A 22887-nucleotide genomic window follows, 5' to 3' on the forward strand; every position below is an offset into this window, starting at 1 on the left:
TCGTTATGTCGCTTCTTGCCCTCACACAGTTACAGTGCCGTTCGCTGCGCTGGTGGAGCCTCCGTATCCCATGGCGCGCAGCATCGAGATGAGTTCCGAACGAGACTCGGCCCCGAGCCTGCGACGTATTCGAGCCACATGATGTTCGACGGTCTTCGGGGAGATGTAGAGGCGGCTGCCCACCTCGCGGTACGTGACTCCGAGCACGAGCAGCTCGGCGACCTCGGCCTCGCGTTCGCTCAACGAACCCGTCGGTGTCGGCGTGCTTCCTGAACTGTCGCGTCGGTGCGAGTGGGGCGGCTGCGACCCGGTTTGACGCAGCGACCTGGCGATGTGCAGCAGTGCGGTTGCGGTCGCGGTATCGCTGACGGTCAGCGCGGCCTCGCTGGCCAATCGGGCCCCGTCCCAGGGCAGTCCGAACGCGGTCAGCGTGCGTGCCGAATTCTCCACATCGGACGGATCGGGCCTGCCCTGCAACACGCCGAGCCAGGCGCGACCGGCGGCAGCGAGGGCGGCGCTGTACGGGTGAGTCGGCGCGGCTGCTGCGAGAGCCTTGGCGTGCGGCACCAGCGCGTCGGGAGTCTGGGCGACGATGGCCGCTTGGACCTGGTACCAGTGCAGCGCCGACGCCCAGACGGGCGGATCTCCGAGCGCTGCGAGCAGGTCGGCGGCGTGCGCGACGAGATGTTCGACGCGGTCGACCTGGCCGAGTCGGGTTGCGGCCAGGAGTAATTCGCCCAAGGGCAGCAGCGCGAACAGATCTGCAGAGTATTCGGCGATGACGTTCTGTGCACCGGTCCACGCCGTCATCAGCGATCCTGCGTCGCCCGATCTGCGAGCCAGGCCTACCCGGATCGCGTGCAGGAAGAGCTGATTGCGCATGTGAGACAACGGAATTCGAAGGGTATCGAGCACGGAGCCCGCCTCGGCTGCATCGCCCCGCAGCATCGACGCCCATGCCCCGAGGAGGATCAGTCGGGTGTGTGCCTCGGATCCTGGACGCCGTTCCGGCAGCGCCCGCGCCAGGATGGAATCGACGCGAGCGAGGTCACCGCAGTGCACTGCATGAAGGGCCGCGACGGCCGCGGCGGTGTCGGTGGCACACGAACGATCGGAGACGTTGCCGGTCAACGATATTGCGCGCATCAGTGAGTGTGCGGCAGCGCTCGAGTCGGCTGCACTGCGGGAATCGATGGACCCGAGGACGCCGGCCACCAGCAAGGTGCCCGACGCAGTGCTCGACGTCGGCGCAAGCGCGGACACGGCGGTCATCGACCGGTCCGCGCCGCCGCGGTCACCGGATGCGGCAGCAGACAGAGCAGCCCATACCCCATCGGGGCCGAGTCGATCCTCGCCGAGCCAGGTGAACAGTTGCGCACTGCGGGAAAGCATTCCGCGCTGCGCGGCAATCGAGGCCGAGACCCGCACGGCCGTCCGCAGATCCGCGGAATCGCAGACGGCGGCGCTGTCCAGTACCGCATCGGCGTAACGCCCCGCCTCGTCCAGGTCGCCGGTGGCGGCCGAGACCTCGGACCGCCGGGCGGCGAGCACCGCCGGATCGAAGCCCGCGTCGACGGCGGCGTCGTACAGCGCGCCGGCAGTCTCGACCGAGGCCGAATCTGCCTGCTGTACAAGAAAATCAGCCAGACCGGCATGGACGACGCCTCGCTGCGCCAGCGCACGCGCGGCGGTGGCGTCGAGCAGGTGGGATCGGGCGGCGACGTCGGTGACCGAATGGAGCAGGACGCGGCAGCGCCGATCGCCGATCAGCTCGGTCAAGGGAACCTCGGCGGCCGGGATCAAAGCGCCGGTGGAGTCGAGCAGGCCGGAGCTGCAGGCAAGGTCGACGGCAGATTCGACCTCGTTCGAGCGTGCGACGAGCTGTGCGGCCGTCGCGGGCTCGGGCGCGATGCCGAATCGAGCTGCGAGCAGCAGCGCCCGAATGTCGTCGGCGGTGTCGAGTAACATTCGACGATGCTGTGCAGCAACGGCTTCGGAGATCGTTCGCAGGGGTGCCGGGTCGGAGAGTTCCGCGCCGAGTGCGGCAAGAGCTGCGTCGACGGCGGCGAGAATTCCCCCGGTTGACTTCGCGATCGCATTGGCCAGTGCCGCAGAGATGGGCCGTGCGGTGGCGGCTGCTCGAGCGGCGATCGACGTCTTGTCCAGCGGAACCAGAGTCAGTCGACCGGAACCGGCGGACGCGATCAACTTCTCGATGCGAGAATCGAACTCGCGTGGAGCCGTTGCCACGACCAGCGTGATGTCCGACCGCGTTGCTGCCGCGGCGATTTCGTCCAACCGCTGCTCCGACAGCAGATGCGCGTCGTCGACGAGAACCGTCGAGCCTGACGGTGCACCGGCGATGCTGCCCGTACACGGATCCACCGACGCCCCGATCGCGTCGAGAACGGCGGAGCGACCGGACCCGTCGACTCCGACGACAACATGAAAACCTGTGGTGTCGAGGGCATCACGAACGAAACGATCGGCGCGTGCGACGCCGACGAGGGATGGTCGGATGCTGATCACGGTCGGGCGTCAGCCGATCGGGAGAATTTGGCCCGGAAGATTGAGGACCCCGTCGAGCGTCTTGTCGACGGTGTTGGCGGTGTTCGGGAGGGGGTTGGTGAAGGTGGGGGCCTGGTAGCTGGGAACCTGCACGTTCGGAGCCTGCGGGACCTGCACGGCAGGTGGTTGGTAGTTGGGAACGGTCGGCGCCGCGACCGACGGGATGGTCGGCACGGTTGCTGCGCCGTTGTCGGCGGGGGCCGGGGCGGGGGCAGGTGCTCCCGCGACCGGTGCTCCGGTGGCCGGATCGATCTGCGTCACTGTGCCGTCGGCGTTGACGACCGTGGTGGGGGCACCCTCGGATCCGACTGCAGCAGCGTCGTTCTCGCCAGGAGCGGCCGTCGTGGGCTGGGCGTCCGCAACTGCGGAGGTGGTGCCCGGTGTTTGCGTGCTCGAGATCTCGGCGTTGGACTCGGCCGGAGCGGTGTTGTCCGAAGTCAACGCCGTACCCACCGACAAGCCTCCGCCGGCCAGAAGCGCGAGGACGACAACGGATCCGGCGACGAGGCCGGCCTTCTTGCGGCCCGACATGCCTGCATCGGATTGGACGGCGGTAGGCGTCGGTGCCGGTCGCGGGGTGGGGCGCGGCATCGGCGCGGCCGAGACAGCGGACGCGGCAGAGGCCACGGAGGCCGTGGGGACCGCAGCCAGGGACGCTGCGTCTTCTGCGGCGGTGGCGTCGGCGATGTCGCTCCCGAGTATCGCGGCTCCGATCGCGACGGTCAGTTCCGGACGCGGTCCGGCCACCACGGGGGCGCGCAGTTCGGACGAGATGAGTTCGGCAACAAGGGGGATGGCCGAGCTGCCACCGACGAGCACCACCTGGTCGATGTCGGTCACCTCGAGCCCTGCGGCAGCCACGGCGTCCCGAACGACCCCGACCGACGAAAGCAGCGATGCGCGTACCAGCTCTTCGATCTCGGAGCGCACCAGGCGAACCTCGGTGTGGAGACCGGGCAGGTCGACAGTGAGCGAGGTGGACGTGTCGTAGGAGAGTTGTTCCTTGGCCTGGCCACACCGGGCTCGCAATTCCACCAGCGCACCGACGGTGTCCGGGTCGAACGGATCGAACTCGAACGACTGACTTCCCGAGACGGTATCGAGGACGTACTGCATGATCGCGTGATCGAACTGCGCACCGCCGAATTCCTGCGAGTGGACGCCGCTGCCGACGACTCCCGCGTCGGTGCCGGTCCGTACGAGCGTCACGTCCAGGGCGCTGGCACCCAGGTCGTAGATCACGGCGAGGCCGTCGGACTGTGTTCCGCGAGTCACCTCGAGCCAGCGCATCGTGGCGACGGACTCGGGTACCAGCGTGACATCGGCCAGTCCAGCGCGGTCCAACGCCTCGCCGAGGACCTCGGCCGTGTACGCCGTCCAGCGGGTGGGGTGGGTGACGACGACCGTCGGGGCGGAATCGGCTCCGGCGGACACCTCGGCCACCAATGCGCGAGCAGCTGTGGCGTACAGATCCTCGGCGCGGTGACTGCGGCCGTCGTCGTCGATCAGTTCCACCGGGTCGCCCACTCGGTCGGCGAATCCGCTGATCGGATGGCGGGCGGATCGGTCCCACAGCTCGACCAAGCTCGGGGCCGCACCGGGGCGAAGATCGAGTGCCGAACGCTTGACCACCGAAGTCACGGGGTCGGTGTCGAGTGCAGCAGCCGCTGTCACCGAACCGATACGTATGCCGAGCCCTGCGTTCATAGTGGTGTCGCCGCCTTCATCTCGCCCCAGCCGTCAGTAGTACTGCCGTCACTCGCACTGTCGGACTGCGTTCGCTGTTCGTTACGTCTCACAGCAGGTTAGAGCGCGAAACGAGTGAAATCCCCTAAAGCGCCCAGATCCCCTAACGAAAGCCCCCTGGCGACCCCCGGGGTAGTAGGGGGATCGGCCCCGTTGGGCGGGGGCTCTCCGATGCATAGCTTTGTGATCAACCACGAAGTACCACTCGTCAAGGAGACCCAGATGGCTACCAACGCCGTACTCGATTTCATTCTCAGCTTGCTGCGCGACGACCAGGCTGCGGCGGCTTACTGCGCCAACCCCGAGACGACGCTGGCCGCAGCCGGCCTCGGCGACGTGACCCACGCAGACATCGTCGCCGTGGCACCCCTGGTCGCCGAGTCGGGTCTGTTCGCCGGCGCGGGCAGCCAGCTGTCCGCCATCTTGGGAGCCGGCGGATCGGCCGGCCTCGAGGGCGCACTCGCTGGAGGAGCGAGCCTCGGCGGCGGATTGTCTGCCGGACTCGGGCTGGCTGCAGGCGCAGTCGCCGGCGGCGGACTCGCTGCAGGCGGCAGCTTGACCGGCGGAATCGACGTGACCGGTGAGATCGCCGCATCCCTGCAGGCAGCACTCGCCGCAGCGCTGGCGGTCGGCGGGCAGATCGGCGTCGAGCTCGGTGCCGCCTTCGGTGGTGCCCTCGACGCCTTGATCGGCGCAGGCGCAGGCATCGGCGTCGGTGGGGGTCTGGATCTGGACCTCGACGGCCTGCTCGGCGGAACCGTCGGTCTCGGCGCTGCGTTGACCGGTCTTCTCGGAGCGGGTGCGGGCATCGGGGGAGAGATCGGCGGCGATATCACCGCACAACTGCAGGCCGCCCTCGACGCGGCCATCGGTGCGACCGGTGCCGTCGACCTCGGCGCACTGGCCGACATCCAGGGCGGACTGAGCGGCGCGCTCGGCGCGATCTTCGGAGTCGGCGGAACCGTCGGAGCCGAGCTCGGCACGACGCTCGGTGGAGTCTTCGATTCCGTCCTCGGTGCCGGAGCGGGACTCGACATCGCGGGTGACCTGGGTGCCGCTCTGACCGCGGGCATCAGCGGCGCACTTGCGGGCCTCGGCACCGTCGGCGTAGATCTCACGACCGATGTCGTTGCGGCACTGGACGGAGCATTCGGTGCCGGTGGCGCACTGGTCGGCGACATCGCCGGCGGCGTCGGCGGCAGCCTCGGTGGGCTGTTCGCAGCAGACGGTGCCATCGCAGGATCCATCGGAACCGCACTCGGAGCCGTCCTCGACGCCGGTGCACTCGCAGACCTCGACGTCGACGCCCTGCTGGCTGCAGGCGGCAACGTCGGCGCGGTCGTCGGAGGCGCACTCGGCGGTGTCCTCGATCTCGACGCCGGCGCTGTGGGCAACCTGGCCACGGCCATCGACACCGCAATCGAAGGAACCCTCGGAGCAGGCGTCGGGATCGGCGCAGGGATCGCGGGCGGCCTCGGCGGCGGTGTGGCAGGCGGTGTCGGGGGAGGCCTCGAGGGTCTCCTCGGCACGGCGTTCGGCGTCGGCGGCGGAGCCGGAGCGCAGCTCGGAACTGCGCTCGAATCGGTACTGGGCACCGGCACCTCACTCGACCTGGGAACTGCTCTCGGTGCCGGAACCGATCTGAGCGCACAACTGGCCGGAGCGGTCGATACCGCTGTGGCAGCAGGAGCCGATCTCACCGGAACGGTGGAGTCCGCACTCAGCGGAATCGGCGGAGTCGGCGCGGGCCTCTCCGGTGGTCTCGCCGGCCTCGGTGGTCTCAGTGGCGGCGTGACAGGCGGTCTTGCAGGTATCGGTGGGCTGGGTGGCGGTGTGACCGGTGGACTCGCGGGTATCGGCGGAGCTGCCGCGGGTGTGACCGGCGGACTCGCTGCGGTCGGAAATGTTGGAGCAGACGTCACCGGAGGCCTGGCTGCGGTCGGAAATGTCGGAGGAGACGTCACCGGTGGCCTGGCAGCAGTCGCCGACGCCGGTGCGGGCGTCACCGGAGGTCTTTCGGGACTGGCCGATGCCGGTGCGGGCCTCACCGGAGGGCTCGCCGGTCTCGGCAGCCTGGGCGGCGGGATCGCGGGCGGAGTCGCAGGCGGAGTGAGCGGCGGCGTGTCGACCGGTATCGATGCTGCGGCTCAGGCCGGTGCGGGCTTGGACAGTTCGGTCACCGGAGCCGTGTCCACCGGTATCGATGCTGCGGCTCAGGCCGGTGCGGGCTTGGACAGTTCGGTCACCGGAGCCGTGTCCACCGGTATCGACGCTGCGGCTCAGGCCGCAGCAGGACTTCAGGGAACAGCGGACCTGGCCGGCACCACGGCAGGCACCGTCACCGGTGGTCTCGAGGGGGCTGCGAACGGCGTAGTCGACGCAGGCACCTCGGTCGGCGGCGAGATCGCGTCGAACGTCGGCGGCGGGCTCGAGGCCGGCGGCTCTTTAGGCGGCGGACTCGCGTCCACGGTGACCGGGGGTTTGGATGCTGGTGCCGACGCTGCGGCGTCCGTGGGCGGCGGGTTTGATTCCGCTGCCGATATCGGTGGCCAGGCAGCGGGCACCGTCACCGGCGGTCTGGAATCCGGTGCGGAGGGACTGGCGAATGCAGGCGGCAGCCTTTCCTCGGCCGCGAACGGTGCAGCGTCGGGATCGTTCGAGCACTCCAGCTCCTTCGACAGCGACGCAACCGCGTCCGGCACGGGCTGGTCGAGCGTCGACTCCGACGTCTTCGGACAGGCCGAAAGCGATTCGAGTCTGTTCAGCGACGGCAGCCTGCACGGGTCGGTGGACTCGGCAGCGGACTCGCTCGGCCATGTCACCGTCGACCACGACATCGACCCGCTGAACCCCTGATCCCCTGTAGTACCAGTTGTGCTCGGCCCCGAGTGTGTTCGTCACACTCGGGGCCGAGTCGTAGATAGAGTTTGTGCGGGGCCGAGTCTGCGGACGTCGATGAGAACGGGTTGTGAAGCGAGAATATGGACGGGCACACTACGGAGCTGGCCGAGCTGTTGAGTCGCACCGCGGCGGTGGCAACATCGGCGGGAAGATCCGACCTGGTGGATCGCGTCGAGGCGGCGCGAACGCGGGTTCTGGATCCGCGCCGCCGCATCATCGTCGTCGGACCGCTCAAGCAGGGCAAGAGCCAGTTCGTGAATTCGCTGCTCAATCTGACGGTGTGCTCGGTCGGCGACGACGAGACCACTGCTATTCCGACGGTGGTATCCAACGCCGAGAGCTTCTCTGCGCAGCTCGTTCTCGCGGATCCGGGTAGCGAGCCGATCCGCGTCGACGTGCCGCTCGAAGAGGTCACCACCGTCACCCCGGCGAGTCCCCGAGCTCAGGGTCGTGAAGTGTTGCGTCTGGACATCGGAGTGCCGAGTCCATTGCTCGCCGACGGCCTTGTGCTGGTCGATACACCAGGTGTCGGCGGGCACGGAAATCCTCACGCTGCAGGAACATTGGGACTCATTCCGTCCGCCGACGCAGTACTGGTCGTGTCCGACGCCTCCCGCGAATTCACCGAGCCCGAGCTGTCCTTTCTCCGGCAGGTGCAAGGGCTCTGCCCGGCCGTGGCCGTACTGATCACCAAGATCGATCTGTATCCGCACTGGCGGCAGATCGTCGAGGCCAATCGCGGACACCTGGATCGTGCCGGCCTCGAAGTGCAGATGCTCCCGGTGTCGTCTCTGTTGCGTTCCCACGCACTGCGTTTGAACGACGAGGAGCTCAACGCCGAGTCCGGTTTTCAGCAGCTCTACGCGTTTCTTCGCGACGACGTGGTGGCCCGCGCGGATGTACTGGCTCGCGCGTCGGTCTCACTCGACGTTCGCTCGGTCACCGAGCACCTGTCCCTGTCGTTCGGCAGTGAGCTTGCGGCGCTGAAGGATCCGGAGCGGGCGGCCGCGGCCGTCGCCGGTCTGCAGCGTGCCAAATCCGCTGCCGAAGAACTGCACAAGCGTTCGTCGCAATGGCAGCAGACACTCGGTGACGGCATTGCCGATCTGGCGTCCGATATCGATCACGATCTACGCGACCGGTTGCGCCGCGTCACCCGGGAGGCGGAAGAGACCGTCGACGAGGGGGATCCGGGCAAGGATTGGCCGCAACTGGGCGAATGGCTCGAGGAGCAGATCGCCGCGTCGGTGGGCGACAACTTCGTGTGGGCGCACGAGAGGGCTCTGTGGCTCTCGGAGTTGGTGGCCGAGCATTTCGCGTCCTCCGGGGCGGCGGCGCTGCCGAATCTCGATCTCGGCGATCTGGACAACGTCCTAGAGCCCGTCTCGTCGTTGGCCGAGCTGGAATCCGGTCGTGTCGGTATCACGCAGAAGGTCCTCGTGGGAATGCGCGGCTCCTACGGCGGTGTGCTCATGTTCGGCCTGATCACCACATTCGTCGGGTTGAGTCTGCTCAACCCGATCTCGATCGGCGCTGGCGTTCTGCTGGGCACCAAGGCCTACAAGGAGGACAAGGAGAACCGCGTCAAGGCACGTCGTTCCGAGGCCAAGATGGCGATCCGCCGCTTCACCGACGACGTCAGCTTTCAGGTCGGCAAGGAATCGAAGGACCGGCTGCGGCAGATCCAGCGGGTATTGCGCGATCACTTCACCTCGATCGCCGAACAGACTCTGCGGTCGCTGAACGAATCCCTACGCTCGGCGCAGGAAGCCGCCGCGGCCGACAACACCGACCGCACTGCCCGCATAGCGCAGCTGGAAAAGGATATGCGGGTGGCGGCCGAATTGAATGCTCGCGCACGTGCTCTCGTCGAGGCCGAGGCGGTATGAGCACCACCGCTCTGAACCGGGCGCGTGACCTGATCTCGGCCGCTCGATCGACGTACGCGGGGGACGCCGAAGCCTCGTGGATGCTCGACGAATGTCTGTACCGACTGGACGAGCCGCTGCGGGTGGCATTGGCCGGCTCGCTCAAGGCCGGCAAATCCACACTGCTGAATTCGCTCGTGGGGCAAGATATTGCTCCGACCGACGCCACCGAATGCACCAAGGTCGTCACGTGGTACCGCAACGGCGTCACTCCCGCCGTCACGGCGTGGTACGACGGCGACCGTGCCGCGAACGTTCCGGTGCAGCGGCGGGATGGCCGATTGACCTTCGATCTGGGGTCGCTGACGGCCGCGCAGGTCGATCGCCTCGACGTCGAATGGCCGGCCAGTGCCTTGGCGCAGACGACGATCATCGACACCCCCGGCACATCGTCGCTCTCGCGTGATGTCTCGGCCCGCACGCTGGCCATGCTCACTCCCGAGAACTCTTCCTCCGGTGCCGACGCCGTCGTGTATCTGCTGCGCACGCTCAACGCGTCCGACGTCTCGTTTCTCGGACAGATCGGTGCCCATGTGGGCGGCGATTCGGGCCCCCTCGGCGTGATCGGGGTGGTCTCGCGGGCCGACGAGGTCGGCTCGGGCCGGATGGACGCGATGATGTCGGCCAAGGAGGTCGCCGCGAGGTTCGCGTCCGAGCTCGAGGCCACAGGTTTGTGCCAGGCGGTGGTTCCGGTGGCGGGTCTGCTCGCGCTCGGTGCGGAAACGTTGCGGCAGAACGAATTTGCTGCCTTCGAGATGCTGGCGACGGTGCCGACCGAGGATCTCCAGCTGGCGATGCTGTCGGCCGATCGCTTCGTACGCCCCGAGAGTACGTTGCCCGTCGATGCTGCGCTGCGGGCCAGTATCGTCGACCGCTTCGGTTTGTTCGGTATTCGGATGGCGGTCACTCTGATTCGGCTCGGGGTGCGCGATTCGCCAACGCTTGCAGCTGATCTGGTCGACCGCAGCGGTTTGAGCGAACTGCGCTCGGTGATCGATGTTCAGTTCGGTCAGCGCGCCGATCAACTGAAATTGCATTCGGCTCTGGTTGCGCTGCAGCGAATTCTGGAGTTCCGGCCGGAATCGCATGCCCTGCGCACCGAAGCCGGGCGGATACTGGCGGACGTGCACGGCTTTGCCGAACTGCGCCTGCTCGGCCGATTACGCTCCACCACACCGAAACTCCCGGACGGTGCCCTGCTGGACCTGCAGCGCATCATCGGCGGGTTCGGCATTTCCGCTACCGAACGCCTGAATCTGCCGCCCGATGCCGGGCTCGGCCAACAACGCGAGATCACGCTGGCGGCAGTGCGCAAGTGGCGAGGTCTGTCCGAGCATCCGTTGCTGGATCAGTTCACCTCTACCTCGTGCGCACTCGCCGCCCGCAGCGCCGAGGGGATACTTGCCTCATTGGCCTGAGCCTCATTGGCCTGAGCCTTATCGGGCCGAGGGCCGCCGGGGGAGTAGCGCGACAACGGTCGCAGCGGCCGCCGCTGCTGCGACGACGAACGGTCCCCACTGCAGAACACCGCCGAGTAGCGCGGGGGCGTCGGAGACGAAGGTCGAAAACGTGACGGCCGCACCGATGGTCAAGATCCCGACCGCGCCCATCAGGACCTTGGACGACGTCGCCGCGCCGCGCAGCAAGTTCAGTGCGACGAATCCGAGCAATACGAGTACCGCCGATGCAGCCCCACTGGACAACAGCGTGGCCGAGGCGGTGTTGCGGACGTCGGCTGCACTGGCCGTCGAATCCTGCTGTGACACCGCAGTTTCGACGCCAGAAAGCACGGGTTCCCAATTCAGTGCGATCACCGCGGCCAATGCGAGCATCAGCGCCGCTGTCAGAGCCCACAGAGCACCCGCGACCTTCGGCAGAACCGAGTGAGTGGGCTCCTGACGCGGCCGAAGGGGCTCGACGAAAACATCCGGCCGCGGTGGTTGCGGACGCGCAGGCCGAGGTCTGCGTGAGGTCGGATCGTCCGGTTCTTCGGCCACGGTGCAGAAGTCTATCGGGCTGAGGTGATGGGCTGCGGCCTCAGCGCAGCACCACCGCCACGCCCTCGTACGGTCGCAGTGTCATCGGGAAGCTGTTCAGCTCGTCCACGGTTGCGATCTCGTTGTCGTCGAACACGTCGATGGCGCACGTGCCGGGCACCAGGTGCTTGGACTGAATGGTTGCGCTGATCTCCTCGGACGAGAAGTTGAGCACTGTGGCCTGGATGGTTCCCTGGCTGAGTTCGTGCACCATGACCAGCAGGCCCTTGTGCGAGACCGTTGGAATGTCGATCTGCTGGGCGGTGGCGATACCGAACCGCTTGCGCAGCTCGATGATTCGCGCCAGTTGGCGGGCGAACGACTGCGGGTCGGCCAGCTGCTCGGGGAGCGAGCCGTAGAGGCTGCGTCCGCGGGGAATGCCGGACTCCGAGCGGACGGCCTCGGGGAAGTAACCCATCAGATCGTGAGCGCCGCGGTTGATCCACCTGGTGTCACCTTCGCGGATGAGGTCATCGACCTCCGCGGCGTCGATGGGCAGGATGCCCAGCAGATCCCAGCCCGACAGGGCGAACACTCCCGGCTGCAACGCGTTGAACATCGCCAACAGCAGGTGGGCTCGCTTGACCGTCTCGATATCTGCCTCGTCCATCCGGTCGAGATCGCGGATACCGAGGGATGCGGTGATGACACTTGCTGTGGTGCAAGCGATTCCGTTGGTGGTGAACAATCGATTGTACGGTGCCCAGCGCCCGGTGAGGCGATCGGTGAGTTCGCCGCGTATGCGATCGCCCAGGTCGGAGCCCTTGACTGCCTCGCCGCCGTAGGAGAATTCGTCCTCCGCATGCAGGGTGGCGAAGTGGATGAGCTCGAACGTCATCTCGTCGTGGTTCTGCAACGCGTGCACCAACGATGCCGTGTCGACGCCATGATCACGCGCCAAAGTCATCGTGAGCCTGAGGAATTCGGTGTTCCCCATGACGAGCGCATGCTGATAGGCGGGGCGGTTGATGAAGTCGTACGACAGGTCGGCACCGTTGGTACCCATGGCCTTGATGTCGTCGATCGTCAGGTTCAACTCCTGGAAGGTGAACCCGCCCATCTTGCGCACCACGCTCGCGATGAGGTGGTTCGCGGCCTCGGACAGAGGATGGCCCTCGGACCAGCCCGGGCCTTCTGCTCGACGCTCGACGCCGAGAAAACCGTTGGCGTCCAGGCGCAGTGCTCCCGCGCCCAGGTCCGCGATGGAGTGGCAGGCGTCGCCGATCACCAGTCGCATGCCGGCGAAGGAGGGGTCGAGCCAGTTGATGGACGGCTGACCGGCCTTGAAGTAGTGTAGGTACACCCAGCGGCGTTCGACGCCATCGATGCCGACGACGGGAGGTGTTGCGCTCCAGTTGGTTTCCTTCACGCCGAGCTCGTAGAAGATCACTCGCTGCAGCTGGCCGATGATGTAGCCGGCGCGAGCGAGATTGGCCTCGGCCTCGGCGTCGATGTTCTGTGAGTCGGCACCGGCGCGTACTCGCGGCAGCAGGTGCCAGTCCTGCGGTTCGATCTCCACCATGTGGTAAATGCCGGGGTAGTCGGCTACGGCCATCTCGGCGAGTCGGAAGTCCGCACCCTTGCCGGTGTGTCCGGGCACGATGTCGTCGATGACGATGCCGTCGTATGCGGAGGCCACCACGCACAGCCGTCGGAACTCTTCTTCCGACCCGAACGCGGGGTCGATCTGCATGCCGATGCGGTCGAAGTGCCCGTCGACCGAAGGAGTCGGACGCCAACCGTGGATGCCGCCGGCCACCTTCACCGGGCCGGTATGTACTGCGGTGACACCGATTTCGGAGAAGGCCTGCCACAGTTTTTCGTCGCCGAGAGTGCTCAGGAAGCTCGTCTGCGGGGCGTTGATCACCGAGATGGGGTACGCGGTGAACCACACCGGTGCGCGCTCGACGGCGGCGCGAGGATCGGGATCGGCATACGGGTTCTGCCACATGCTGCCCTTGCCCGAGAGTTGCTCGGCGATCAGCTTGGCGTCGCGCAGCATCGACTGTTCGGTGAGCCAGTCCACGTACTCCGGGTTCGACGCAACCGGTTCGCTGTTGGGAGTGGGACTGTTGCTCCGGTTGGCACGGCGCACCGAGGGACGAAGTGGTTTCGGCCGAGCCGGGTAGAACTTCTCGTCGTAGGTGATCTCGCTCGGTTCGTGCTGCACTTCGGGATCCATGTGCCTCCGTAGCCTCGCTTTTCTTCAACCCTACGTAGGGCGCGGCCGATCCGCAGGGTTGTGGTTCCCCTGATCGTCGACGGGCGAAACCTTGCCGGTCGACCGGTGAAACCTACGCCGAACTACACCGATGTCATTCGTTGGGGGCGTTTTCCTTCGATATGCGAACGTCATCGAATCGAGACCGCCTGGTGTGGAATGTCTGATTCCGATAGGCCATAGTGAGTCAAGTACCAACTGCCCCTCCAGTCACATCAGACTCACGGGTCACATCCCCTCAGCTACAGGAGTTGTCCATGCGACGTCTTGCCCGCACATCGATCCTGGCCTCGACGGCCGCCCTGGCCGCCGGCATCGGTGCGGTCGTCCTCGTGCCCATGGCCTCGGCCGAGCCCGAGCCCGCTATGCCCCTCGGCTCCGCAGTTCTCGAAAGCCCCGACCTGGTGGTCACCATGGCCGCTGTCTGCGACACCACGGCGGAGGACGCACCCGAAGGCGGCGTCGTCGCACTGCAGGTGAAGGTCGACAACAAGGGCACGGACGACGCGTCGAACGTCAATGTCAATTACGGTGCGCTGCCGGGCGTCCAGGGCCAGAACAACGAGAAGACCATCAAGGCAGGCGAAGCTGCGACGTACACCGTGCCCTCCGTCGATCGTGAATGGGTCGCTCGTCCCGCCGGTGCCGCCGCCTTCGCCAGTGCACTCGATGCCGACTTCATGAACAACATCACCGCAGGGCTGCTCAGCCACAGCTGCATCCCTGCGCCGGTGGAAGAGCCAGCCGAGTAAATCTGTTCGAGAACTTTCTCCCCGCTGCGCCGCGACGATCCACGTGATCGTCGCGGCGTACTGCTTTGGAGGGGCTTCGCCCCATATGAGCGGAAGTTCGTAGCAGGGGTCGAAGTTCCGTGCACATGCGCGCAGCGCTCCTCCCCGGGAACAAATTCGCCACATCCTCCGTTGTGCAGGTAAGCAGCCTTGAGTGGATGAGGCTCAAGTTGGAAGTTGACGCGATAGATCGCGTTGTGCAAACTTGAGCGGAGTTCGCTCACCCAGGGACGCAGTCCACGCAATAACAGGAGGAAACATTATGGCTCGTGCGGTCGGTATCGACCTCGGGACCACCAACTCGGTCGTGTCCGTCCTCGAGGGCGGCGAACCGGTTGTCGTCGCCAACTCCGAGGGATCACGCACCACCCCGTCGATCGTCGCTTTCGCCAAGAACGGTGAAGTACTGGTCGGCCAGCCCGCCAAGAACCAGGCGGTCACCAACGTCGATCGCACCATTCGATCCGTCAAGCGCCACATCGGCACGGACTGGACCGTGGAGATCGACGACAAGAAATACAACCCGCAGGAAATCTCCGCGCGCACGCTGCAGAAGCTCAAGCGCGACGCCGAGGCCTACCTGGGCGAAGAAATCACCGACGCGGTCATCACCGTTCCCGCGTACTTCGAGGACGCACAGCGTCAGGCCACCAAGGAAGCCGGCCAGATCGCCGGCCTCAACGTCCTGCGCATCGTCAACGAGCCCACCGCGGCAGCTCTCGCGTACGGCCTGGACAAGGGCGACGAAGAGCAGACCATCCTCGTGTTCGACCTCGGTGGCGGCACGTTCGACGTCTCGCTGCTGGAAATCGGCGACGGCGTCGTCGAGGTCCGCGCGACGTCCGGCGACAACCACCTCGGTGGCGACGACTGGGACGAGCGCATCGTGACCTGGCTCGTCGACAAGTTCAAGGCTCAGAACGGCATCGATCTGACCAAGGACAAGATGGCTCTGCAGCGTCTGCGTGAGGCTGCCGAGAAGGCGAAGATCGAACTGTCCTCCGGGCAGAGCACCTCGATCAACCTCCCGTACATCACGGTCGACGGCGACAAGAACCCGCTCTTCCTCGACGAGCAGCTCAGCCGCTCGGAGTTCCAGAAGATCACCTCCGACCTGCTCGACCGCACTCGTGCGCCGTTCCAGGCAGTGGTCAAGGACTCCGGCATCGCCGTCAAGGACATCGACCACGTCGTGCTCGTCGGTGGTTCGACGCGTATGCCCGCCGTCTCCGAGTTGGTCAAGGAACTCTCCGGTGGACGCGAGCCCAACAAGGGCGTCAACCCGGACGAGGTCGTGGCCGTCGGTGCTGCACTGCAGGCCGGTGTGCTCAAGGGTGAGGTCAAGGACGTTCTGCTCCTCGACGTCACGCCGCTGTCCCTCGGTATCGAAACCAAGGGTGGCGTGATGACCAAGCTCATCGAGCGCAACACCACCATCCCGACGAAGCGTTCCGAGACCTTCACCACCGCTGACGACAATCAGCCCTCGGTGCAGATCCAGGTCTTCCAGGGTGAGCGCGAGATCGCATCGCACAACAAGCTCCTCGGCTCCTTCGAGCTGACCGAGCTGCCCCCGGCTCCTCGCGGCGTCCCCCAGATCGAGGTCACCTTCGACATCGACGCCAACGGCATCGTGCACGTCACGGCCAAGGACAAGGGCACCGGCAAGGAGAACACGATCAAGATCCAGGACGGCTCCGGCTTGTCCAAGGAAGAGATCGACCGCATGGTCGCCGACGCGGAAGCTCACGCAGACGAGGACAAGGCTCGTCGCGAAGAGGCCGAGGTCCGCAACCAGGCCGAGTCCCTCGTCCACCAGACGGAGAAGTTCGTCAAGGACAACGAGGACAAGGTCGACGCCGAGCTCAAGGGACGCGTCGAAACCGCCATCGCCGACGCCAAGACGGCGCTCGCGGGCAACGACATCTCGGCAGTCAAGACCGCCGTGGAGAAGCTCTCGACCGAGTCGCAGGCTCTCGGCACCGCCATCTACGAGGCTCAGGCCAAGGAGCAGGGCGGCGCAGAGGGTGGCGCGCAGGCCGCTGACGACGGTGTCGTCGACGCAGAGGTTGTCGACGAGCCCGCCGACGACACGGACAAGAAGTGACGTCGGACAACACCGAGCAAGAACCGGTCACTTTCGTGGACAAGCGAAAGATCGATCCCGAGACCGGTGAAGTACGGGAAGGTGACGCAGTTCCGGAGCCCCTCGTGGGCACCGGGGCTGCGCCCCAGCCCGACTCGGTGGACGACGGGACCGTCGACGGTGACGTAGTGGAAGATCCTCGCGACACGCAGGTTGCAGAGCTCACCGCAGATCTGCAGCGCGTGTCGGCGGAGTATGCCAACTACCGGCGTCGCACCGACCGGGAGAAGCAGACCGGAGCGGAGAACGCGAAGGCGTCCGTCGTCTCGCAGTTGCTTCCGGTTCTCGATGATCTCGAGCGAGCTCGTCAGCACGGCGATCTCGAAACCGGACCGCTCAAGGCAGTGGCAGACAAGCTGGCAGGGGTGTTCTCGAACATCGGCCTGACCACTTTCGGAGCCGAGGGCGACGCCTTCGACCCGGCCATCCACGAAGCCGTCTCCCACGAGGGCGACGGCAGCAGTCCGGTCGTCGGAACGCTGATGCGTCCGGGCTACAAGCTCGGCGAGCGCGTTCTGCGGACCGCGATGGTCGGCGTCGTCGATGCACAACAAGAATCGGATGCACCTGCGTCCGACGAGCAGTAAAGAGAAATAGCGCGAGAGGAGGAAACGCCCGGTGAGCCAGCGGGAGTGGATCGAGAAGGACTTCTACAAGGAGCTGGGCGTTTCCTCCAGCGCGACTGCAGAAGAGATCAAGAAGGCGTACCGAAAGTTGGCCCGGGACAACCATCCCGACGCCAATCCCGGCAACGCCTCGGCCGAGAACAAGTTCAAGGCGGTCAGTGAGGCACATGCCGTCCTGGCCGACCCGGCCAAGCGCAAGGAATACGACGAAGCACGACGGCTGTTCGCCTCGGGCGGGTTCGGTAGCCGCGGAGCTGGTGGCGGCGGTGGATTCTCGCCCGGTGCAGGCGGATTCGGCGGTGGCGGCCAGACCTTCGATGTCGGTGACATCTTCGGTCAAGGTGGCGGCGTCGACGGCGGAATCGGCGATCTCTTCGGTGGCCTGTTCAACCGCGGTGGCGCGCAGCAGCGCCCCCAGAGCAACCGGCCCCGACGCGGCAGCGACGTAGAAACCGAGACCTCGCTGCAGTTCCGTGAAGCGGCACAGGGCGTTACGGTTCCCTTGAAGTTGACCAGCCCGTCCTCGTGCACCACCTGCCACGGCAGTGGCGCGAAGCCCGGAACCAGCCCACGCGTATGCCCCAAATGCAACGGCCAAGGCGTCGTCAACCGTAACCAAGGCGCGTTCGGCTTCAGCGAGCCGTGCGACGACTGCCGTGGAACCGGGTCCATCATCGACGACCCGTGCGTCGACTGCCGCGGCACCGGAGTGCAGAACCGCACCCGCACCATCACTGTGCGTGTACCGGCCGGCATCAGCGACGGCCAGAAAGTGCGCCTCGCCGGTCAGGGCGAAGCGGGTCTGCGCGGAGCGCCATCGGGCGACCTGTTCGTGACGGTACGGGTCAAGCCCGACAAGGTGTTCGGCCGCACAGGCGACGATCTGACCGTTACCGTGCCGGTGAGTTACGGCGAACTGGTGCTCGGTACAACGCTGTCTGTGCCCACCCTCGAGGGTCGCGTCGGAGTGAAGGTGCCTCCGGGAACCGTCGACGGCCGAGTGCTTCGGGTGCGTGGCCGCGGTGTCCCGAAGAAATCCGGTACCGGTGATCTGATGGTTACCGTCAAAGTTGCCGTCCCGCAGAAACTGGACGATGCTGCTACCGACGCTCTGAAGAACTATCTGGAAGCCGAGAAGGCCAGCGGATTCGACCCGCGGGCCGGGTGGGCAGGTGTGTGATGTCGGTCCCTCCCGAGGGCGGATCTTCGAAAGCCGGTGGCGGACAAGCTGATCCCGACGCCCAGATCTTCGTGATCTCGGTGGCGGCACAGCTGGCCGGTATGCACGCGCAGACGCTGCGCACCTACGACAGGCTCGGACTGGTCACCCCGCACCGGACCACCGGCGGCGGGCGACGCTACTCCCCGCGTGACGTCGCACTGCTTCGTGAAGTGCAGCGACTCTCGCAGGACGAGGGCGTCAACCTCGCCGGCATCAAGCGCATCATCGAGCTCACCAATCAGGTCGAGGCTCTGCAGTCTCGCATCAGCGAGCTGGCCCAGGAGTTGGCCACCGTGCACGCCAGCTATCGCCGGGACCTGGTGCCGATTCAACGTAACGCCCTGGTGGTCTGGAAGCCGAAGCACCAGCGCTAGGTTCGCTGCCTCTCTGCGGCAAACGCGCGTGCATTTGCGAGACACCCGGTGCCGACCCCTATCCTGGTCGGCATGCAGGCGTGGAGTTCGACGGTCGTTCAGTATCACCGCCTTCGGAATGATCTCGCCGTGATCAGACTCGAAGGCGACGCTGTGCCGTTCACGGCAGGCCAGTCGGTGTCCGTGACAGTTCCCCAGAATTCTGCTCTGACGCGGCGATACTCACCCGCGCTGCCACCCTCGCTCGACGGCAAACTTGAATTCCACGTCCGGGCCGTTCCAGCAGGGTGGGTGAGCGGGTCCATCGTCAACGAGACGCGGCCAGGGGATATCTGGCAGATCAGTGATCCGAAAGGCGGTCTGCATGTCGACGACTCGGGCCGCGACGTTGTCATGATCGCAGGCGGCACCGGCCTCGCTCCGTTGCGGGCGATTCTGCTCGACCTCACGCGCTGGGACCAGCCACCGAACGTGACGCTGTTCGTCGGCTGCAAGTCTCCCCGCGACCTGTATGCCGGCGACATGCTGTGGTTGATGGCGGCGGAGTTCCCGTGGTTGACCGTCGTTCCCGTCGTCGACCAACTGCACGAGCCGTGGGCATCGGATCGATGGAACGATCGCATTCATGCCGAAATCGGTTCCACCACAGCGTTCTTCGAGCCCGAGCACTGTTGGGAAGGCAGTGTGGCCGACGTCGTCGCCACACAGGGGCCATTCCCGGACAGCCAAATTCTGGTGTGCGGATCCCCGGGAATGGAAGCAGCGACCGTGCGCGCACTTGTCGAGACCGGCACCCCAGTCGAGGCCATCCGCCGTTGAAGCACCGTCCAAAGAAGTCAGGGAAGCTGCAGAATCCGTCGCAGATGTGCCAGATCCGTTTCTGACACCGTCGTGAATTCCGGCGGCGGGGCGTCGGCGATTGTTCTGGCTTTCTCGGCAAGGCGGCGGCCGGCATCGGTGAGCCCGATGATGCGGCGTCGGCGATCCTCAGGATCTTCGGTGCGCATCACCAATTCGCGCTTCTCGAGCTCGCGAACGTTGAGGGAGACGTACGGCGCATCGGACGCGAGAATCTCGGCCAGCTCGGTCACCGTCCGATCACCCGCGAGCAATTTGGTGAGCAATTTCGCCCGCAGAAAGCTCATGCCGGTGGCATCGGCGACGGCCCGTCGGGTGTCATGTTTCTCGAGCATCAGTGAGCGCATCTCGCGCCATATGTGGGCCGCTTCGCTCGTCATACGAGCACCGGCTGATCGATACGATCGGCGGTCGAGCGGGCCCACCGGCCGGTGGTGACCAAGGCGAGCACGGTGACGACCACTCCTGCGCCTGCGATGACGAACCACGCGGGCACGGCAGCGGCGGTGAAACCGTCGGAGATCTCACCGACGATGCTCGCGGTGACGATGGAGCCGACGACGGCCACGCCGAGTGACTGACCCACCTGCCTGCTGGTCGATGCAATGGCGGACGCCACTCCGGCCTGGCTGCGCGGCATTCCGGACACCGCCGTGTTGGTGATCGGAGCGTTGACCATGCCGAAGGATATTCCGAAGATCACGTATGCGACCGCCAGCCACGCGAACGACGTCGTCGGAGTCAGTCGGGTGAGCATCAGCGCCGAGGCCACGAAGCCGACACCGGCGACGAGAAGCGGTATGCGCGCACCCAGAGTGCCGACGATGCGGCCGGAGATCGGCGCGAAGATCAGCGTCATCAAGGCCATCGGCAGAGTGCAAAGACCGGCGTGTAACGGCGAGTAGCCGCGCACGTCCTGCAAGTAAAGGGTGTTGAGGAACAGGAATCCGCCGAGGGACGCGAATGCGCACACCGCTATCACTGTCGCCCCGCTGAAGGGCGCGCTACGGAAGAACCTCAGTTGGATCAGCGGTTCCTCGATACGAGACTCGACCACCAGCAGTCCGACGAGGGAGCCGACGGCAATGGCTCCGGTGAGCACGATCAGCGGCGATCCCCAGCCTTTCGCGGGTCCCTCGATGATGGTGAACACCAGAGAGGCGAGGAACGCAAAGATGAGGAACTGACCGGCCGGATCGAACGTCCTCGCGTGCTCGGCTTTGGACTCGGGGACGAATTTGAGCGTCATCGCCAGCGCGAAGATGCCAACGGGGACGTTGATCCAGAAGATGGACTGCCACCCGGCAGCGGTGACGAGGACGCCGCCGAGAGCGGGGCCCGCAGACATCGAGATCCCGACGACGGCACCCCACATTCCGATGGCTCCGGCGCGTTCCTTCGGGTCGGTGAAGGTGTTGGTGATGATCGACATCGCGACGGGATTCATCATCGAACCGCCGACGGCCTGAAGCATGCGGAAGGCGACGAGCCAGCCGAGCGACGGTGCGATGCTGCACAGCAGGGAGCCGAGGACGAATGTTCCGGTGCCGATGAGGAGGAAGCGCTTGCGGCCGTACTTGTCGGCCATTGAACCAGCGAGCATCAGTAGCGAGGCCACGACCAGCGTGTACGCGTCGATGATCCACTGCAGGCCCGATACCGAAGCGTTCAGATCGGCGCGCATCGACGGCAGCGCAACGTTGACGATCGTGTTGTCGGTGGTGACGAGAAACAGGCTCAGGCAGCAGATGCCGAGTACGAGGTACCGGTGTCGTCGAGTCAACTCGGCCATGTCCACCTCCACGTGATTAGTTGTATATCTATAACTATTACATGAGTACTCCTAATTTGTTCGCCGAGCAAGTGAGTGCGCGCAGGTGCGTGCCCGATAGGGTGTGTGTCACAGACTTGCTCGAACCCGATCGCTCGCCGAATGGAGAACAACAGTGGCTTCCGAGATCGCACCAGGCGACCTGGTTCAGGCGTCCGGGCACGCCGGCCCGTGGAAGGTGCTCGAGATTCGTCAGGGTTTGGCGTTGCTCGAACATCACGACGGGCATCGGTTGTCGGTGCGCACCACCACGGTCGAGGTAGTACGCAAGGCGTCGAACAGCGGGGGTTCGACTCCGCAGGCCGAGGCGGAGAGCGAGAGCCCCTCGCTGTTCGACGAGAGCTGACCTACCTCACCCTGCCTTCGGCTGCGTATTTTCGGCGCAGCGATTTCGAGATCTGCTTGTACTCACGCAGCTTTTCGTTGCGAGCTCGGGCGTCGTGCCTCGAGGTGGCCCAGGCGTTCTCCCGCAGCAGCTTTCGGTAGTTGCCGAGTCTGCGTTCGGTGAGCTCGCCCGCGTCGACGGCGGCAAGCACCGCGCATCCGGGCTCGCGTTCGTGCGCACAGTCACCGAACCGGCACAGTGCGGCCAGTTCTTCGATGTCGGAAAAGGCGCTCGCCACAGCATCTTCCGATCCCTGGATACCCACTGACCGCAGACCCGGTGTATCCAGGAGGACGAGGCCGGACGTCGGAATCGGCACCAACTCCCGATGCACCGTCGTGTGCCTGCCTTTGCCGTCGGCGTCGCGGGTGGCACCGGTGGCGAAAGCCGAACCGCCCAGAAGAGCGTTGCCGAGCGTCGACTTTCCGGATCCCGACGGCCCGATCAGTGCGACCGTGCCTCGCAGATGTCCTGTCAGTGAGTCGATTCCGCCCGTCGACACAGCGCTCGTGCTGCATACGGTGACACCCGGTGCGGCGGCCAGTATTCGTTCTTCGTCGACGCTGCCGCTGTCGTTCTTGGTGATCGCGAGAACGGGGACGCCGCCGCTGCCCCAGGCGAGGGTGATGTAGCGCTCGACGCGACCGAGGTCGAGGGCCGTGTCCGACGCGACGGTGACCACGACGGTATCGACGTTGGCTCCGAGAACCTGTGTCTCGGAGGTGGATCCGGCGGAGGCGCGTTCGATGGCCGTCCGGCGGGGGAGAACTGCATCAAGCGTGAAACTCTGACCGAGGCGTGGGTCCAGGGTCACCCAGTCGCCGGTGCAGGTATTGCTACCGGTGCATCGGACGATGCCGCTGTCGGTGACGGCGTCGAACTCACCGCGGTCGACGCGTACGACGCGGGCGAGAACTTTTTCCTGAGAATGCTTTTCGAATTCGGTCAGCCAGTGCTGATCGAGACCGTAATGGTCGAGTGGAGACATGCGAGATCCTTCGGGGAGGAGGAACGAGGGCTCGGGGGTGTTGTCGTCCAGGTGGCCACGATGCCCACCTCCTCACTGAAAACGCATGAAAAAACCGTCGACGGAACGCTAACAGCCGTCGCGGGTGTCAGGACAGCGATTTATCGTTCGGGGTGGGCATTCCGGCGCGGGTGCCACGGCCTCCGACGACCTGCTCGAAGTCCTGACGCCCGATGCCGACCGGAGGTAGCTCGGGTAGGAAGTTCAGGCGTTGTCACGGGTCGACG

Annotated in this window: 17 protein-coding genes; 10 read left to right on the plus strand and 7 right to left on the minus strand. The window is 65.8% G+C overall.

The annotated features are described in order from the left end of the window. Positions 1-21: 21 nt before the first annotated feature. Positions 22-2529: a helix-turn-helix transcriptional regulator gene (locus QM797_RS06710; protein WP_283274439.1), complete on the minus strand. Its 2508-nt coding sequence runs from the start codon at positions 2527-2529 to the stop codon at positions 22-24. 9 nt (positions 2530-2538) lie between these two features. Continuing rightward, positions 2539-4275, minus strand: coding sequence for an Hsp70 family protein (locus QM797_RS06715; protein WP_283274440.1), 1737 nt, complete (start codon positions 4273-4275; stop codon positions 2539-2541). Positions 4276-4536: 261 nt separating this feature from the next. On the opposite strand from QM797_RS06715, the gene QM797_RS06720 reads away from it, so the two are divergent. From QM797_RS06720 to QM797_RS06730, 3 genes are all read left to right on the plus strand, one after another. Next, the gene (locus tag QM797_RS06720) at positions 4537-7170 is read left to right on the plus strand and encodes an IniB N-terminal domain-containing protein (protein ID WP_283274442.1); all 2634 of its coding nucleotides are present in this window, start codon (positions 4537-4539) and stop codon (positions 7168-7170) included. Positions 7171-7295: 125 nt separating this feature from the next. Next, complete coding sequence (locus tag QM797_RS06725) at positions 7296-9104, plus strand: dynamin family protein (protein ID WP_283274443.1); 1809 nt, start codon at positions 7296-7298, stop codon at positions 9102-9104. Then, complete coding sequence (locus tag QM797_RS06730; protein ID WP_283274444.1) at positions 9101-10561, plus strand: dynamin family protein; 1461 nt, start codon at positions 9101-9103, stop codon at positions 10559-10561. Before QM797_RS06725 ends, QM797_RS06730 begins: the two co-directional genes overlap by 4 nt. A gap of 18 nt (positions 10562-10579) precedes the next feature. Here QM797_RS06730 and QM797_RS06735 read toward each other — a convergent pair whose 3' ends face one another. Both QM797_RS06735 and treS read right to left on the minus strand, forming a co-directional pair. Further along, positions 10580-11140, minus strand: a complete 561-nt coding sequence (locus tag QM797_RS06735) for a hypothetical protein (protein WP_283274445.1) — start codon at positions 11138-11140, stop codon at positions 10580-10582. A gap of 40 nt (positions 11141-11180) precedes the next feature. Then, a complete protein-coding gene (treS, locus tag QM797_RS06740) occupies positions 11181-13361 on the minus strand; it encodes a maltose alpha-D-glucosyltransferase (protein WP_283274446.1) in 2181 nt (726 codons plus the stop codon). A gap of 296 nt (positions 13362-13657) precedes the next feature. Here treS and QM797_RS06745 point away from each other — a divergent pair, with 296 nt between their 5' ends. The 6 genes from QM797_RS06745 to QM797_RS06770 all read left to right on the plus strand — a co-directional run bounded on the left by QM797_RS06745 (position 13658) and on the right by QM797_RS06770 (position 19378). Then, complete coding sequence (locus QM797_RS06745; RefSeq protein WP_283274447.1) at positions 13658-14152, plus strand: Pro-kumamolisin, activation domain family protein; 495 nt, start codon at positions 13658-13660, stop codon at positions 14150-14152. A 301-nt stretch (positions 14153-14453) separates the two neighbouring features. Next, positions 14454-16298: a molecular chaperone DnaK gene (gene dnaK / locus QM797_RS06750; RefSeq protein WP_283274448.1), complete on the plus strand. Its 1845-nt coding sequence runs from the start codon at positions 14454-14456 to the stop codon at positions 16296-16298. Beyond that, a complete protein-coding gene (gene grpE / locus QM797_RS06755) occupies positions 16295-16924 on the plus strand; it encodes a nucleotide exchange factor GrpE (RefSeq protein ID WP_283274450.1) in 630 nt (209 codons plus the stop codon). The genes dnaK and grpE overlap by 4 nt, the downstream gene beginning before the upstream one ends. 31 nt (positions 16925-16955) lie before the next feature. After that, positions 16956-18143 carry a molecular chaperone DnaJ gene (gene dnaJ / locus QM797_RS06760; protein WP_283274452.1) on the plus strand — a complete coding sequence of 396 codons (1188 nt, stop codon included), beginning with the start codon at positions 16956-16958 and terminating at the stop codon, positions 18141-18143. Further along, the gene (locus QM797_RS06765; RefSeq protein WP_283274454.1) at positions 18143-18559 is read left to right on the plus strand and encodes a heat shock protein transcriptional repressor HspR; all 417 of its coding nucleotides are present in this window, start codon (positions 18143-18145) and stop codon (positions 18557-18559) included. The genes dnaJ and QM797_RS06765 overlap by 1 nt, the downstream gene beginning before the upstream one ends. A gap of 72 nt (positions 18560-18631) precedes the next feature. After that, complete coding sequence (locus QM797_RS06770) at positions 18632-19378, plus strand: FAD-binding oxidoreductase (RefSeq protein ID WP_283274455.1); 747 nt, start codon at positions 18632-18634, stop codon at positions 19376-19378. A gap of 17 nt (positions 19379-19395) precedes the next feature. On the opposite strand, the gene QM797_RS06775 is transcribed toward QM797_RS06770, so the two are convergent. After that, positions 19396-19797 carry a MarR family winged helix-turn-helix transcriptional regulator gene (locus QM797_RS06775; RefSeq protein ID WP_283274456.1) on the minus strand — a complete coding sequence of 134 codons (402 nt, stop codon included), beginning with the start codon at positions 19795-19797 and terminating at the stop codon, positions 19396-19398. Further along, a complete protein-coding gene (locus QM797_RS06780) occupies positions 19794-21209 on the minus strand; it encodes an MFS transporter (RefSeq protein ID WP_283274457.1) in 1416 nt (471 codons plus the stop codon). Before QM797_RS06780 ends, QM797_RS06775 begins: the two co-directional genes overlap by 4 nt. A 154-nt stretch (positions 21210-21363) precedes the next feature. Here QM797_RS06780 and QM797_RS06785 point away from each other — a divergent pair, with 154 nt between their 5' ends. Then, the gene (locus QM797_RS06785; RefSeq protein ID WP_283274458.1) at positions 21364-21594 is read left to right on the plus strand and encodes a hypothetical protein; all 231 of its coding nucleotides are present in this window, start codon (positions 21364-21366) and stop codon (positions 21592-21594) included. Between the two features lies 1 nt (position 21595). On the opposite strand, the gene rsgA is transcribed toward QM797_RS06785, so the two are convergent. Beyond that, positions 21596-22621, minus strand: coding sequence for a ribosome small subunit-dependent GTPase A (rsgA, locus tag QM797_RS06790; RefSeq protein WP_283274459.1), 1026 nt, complete (start codon positions 22619-22621; stop codon positions 21596-21598). Positions 22622-22887 lie beyond the last annotated feature (266 nt).

This window comes from Rhodococcus sp. IEGM 1381, assembly GCF_030056795.1.
Taxonomy (GTDB): Bacteria; Actinomycetota; Actinomycetes; order Mycobacteriales; family Mycobacteriaceae; genus Rhodococcoides.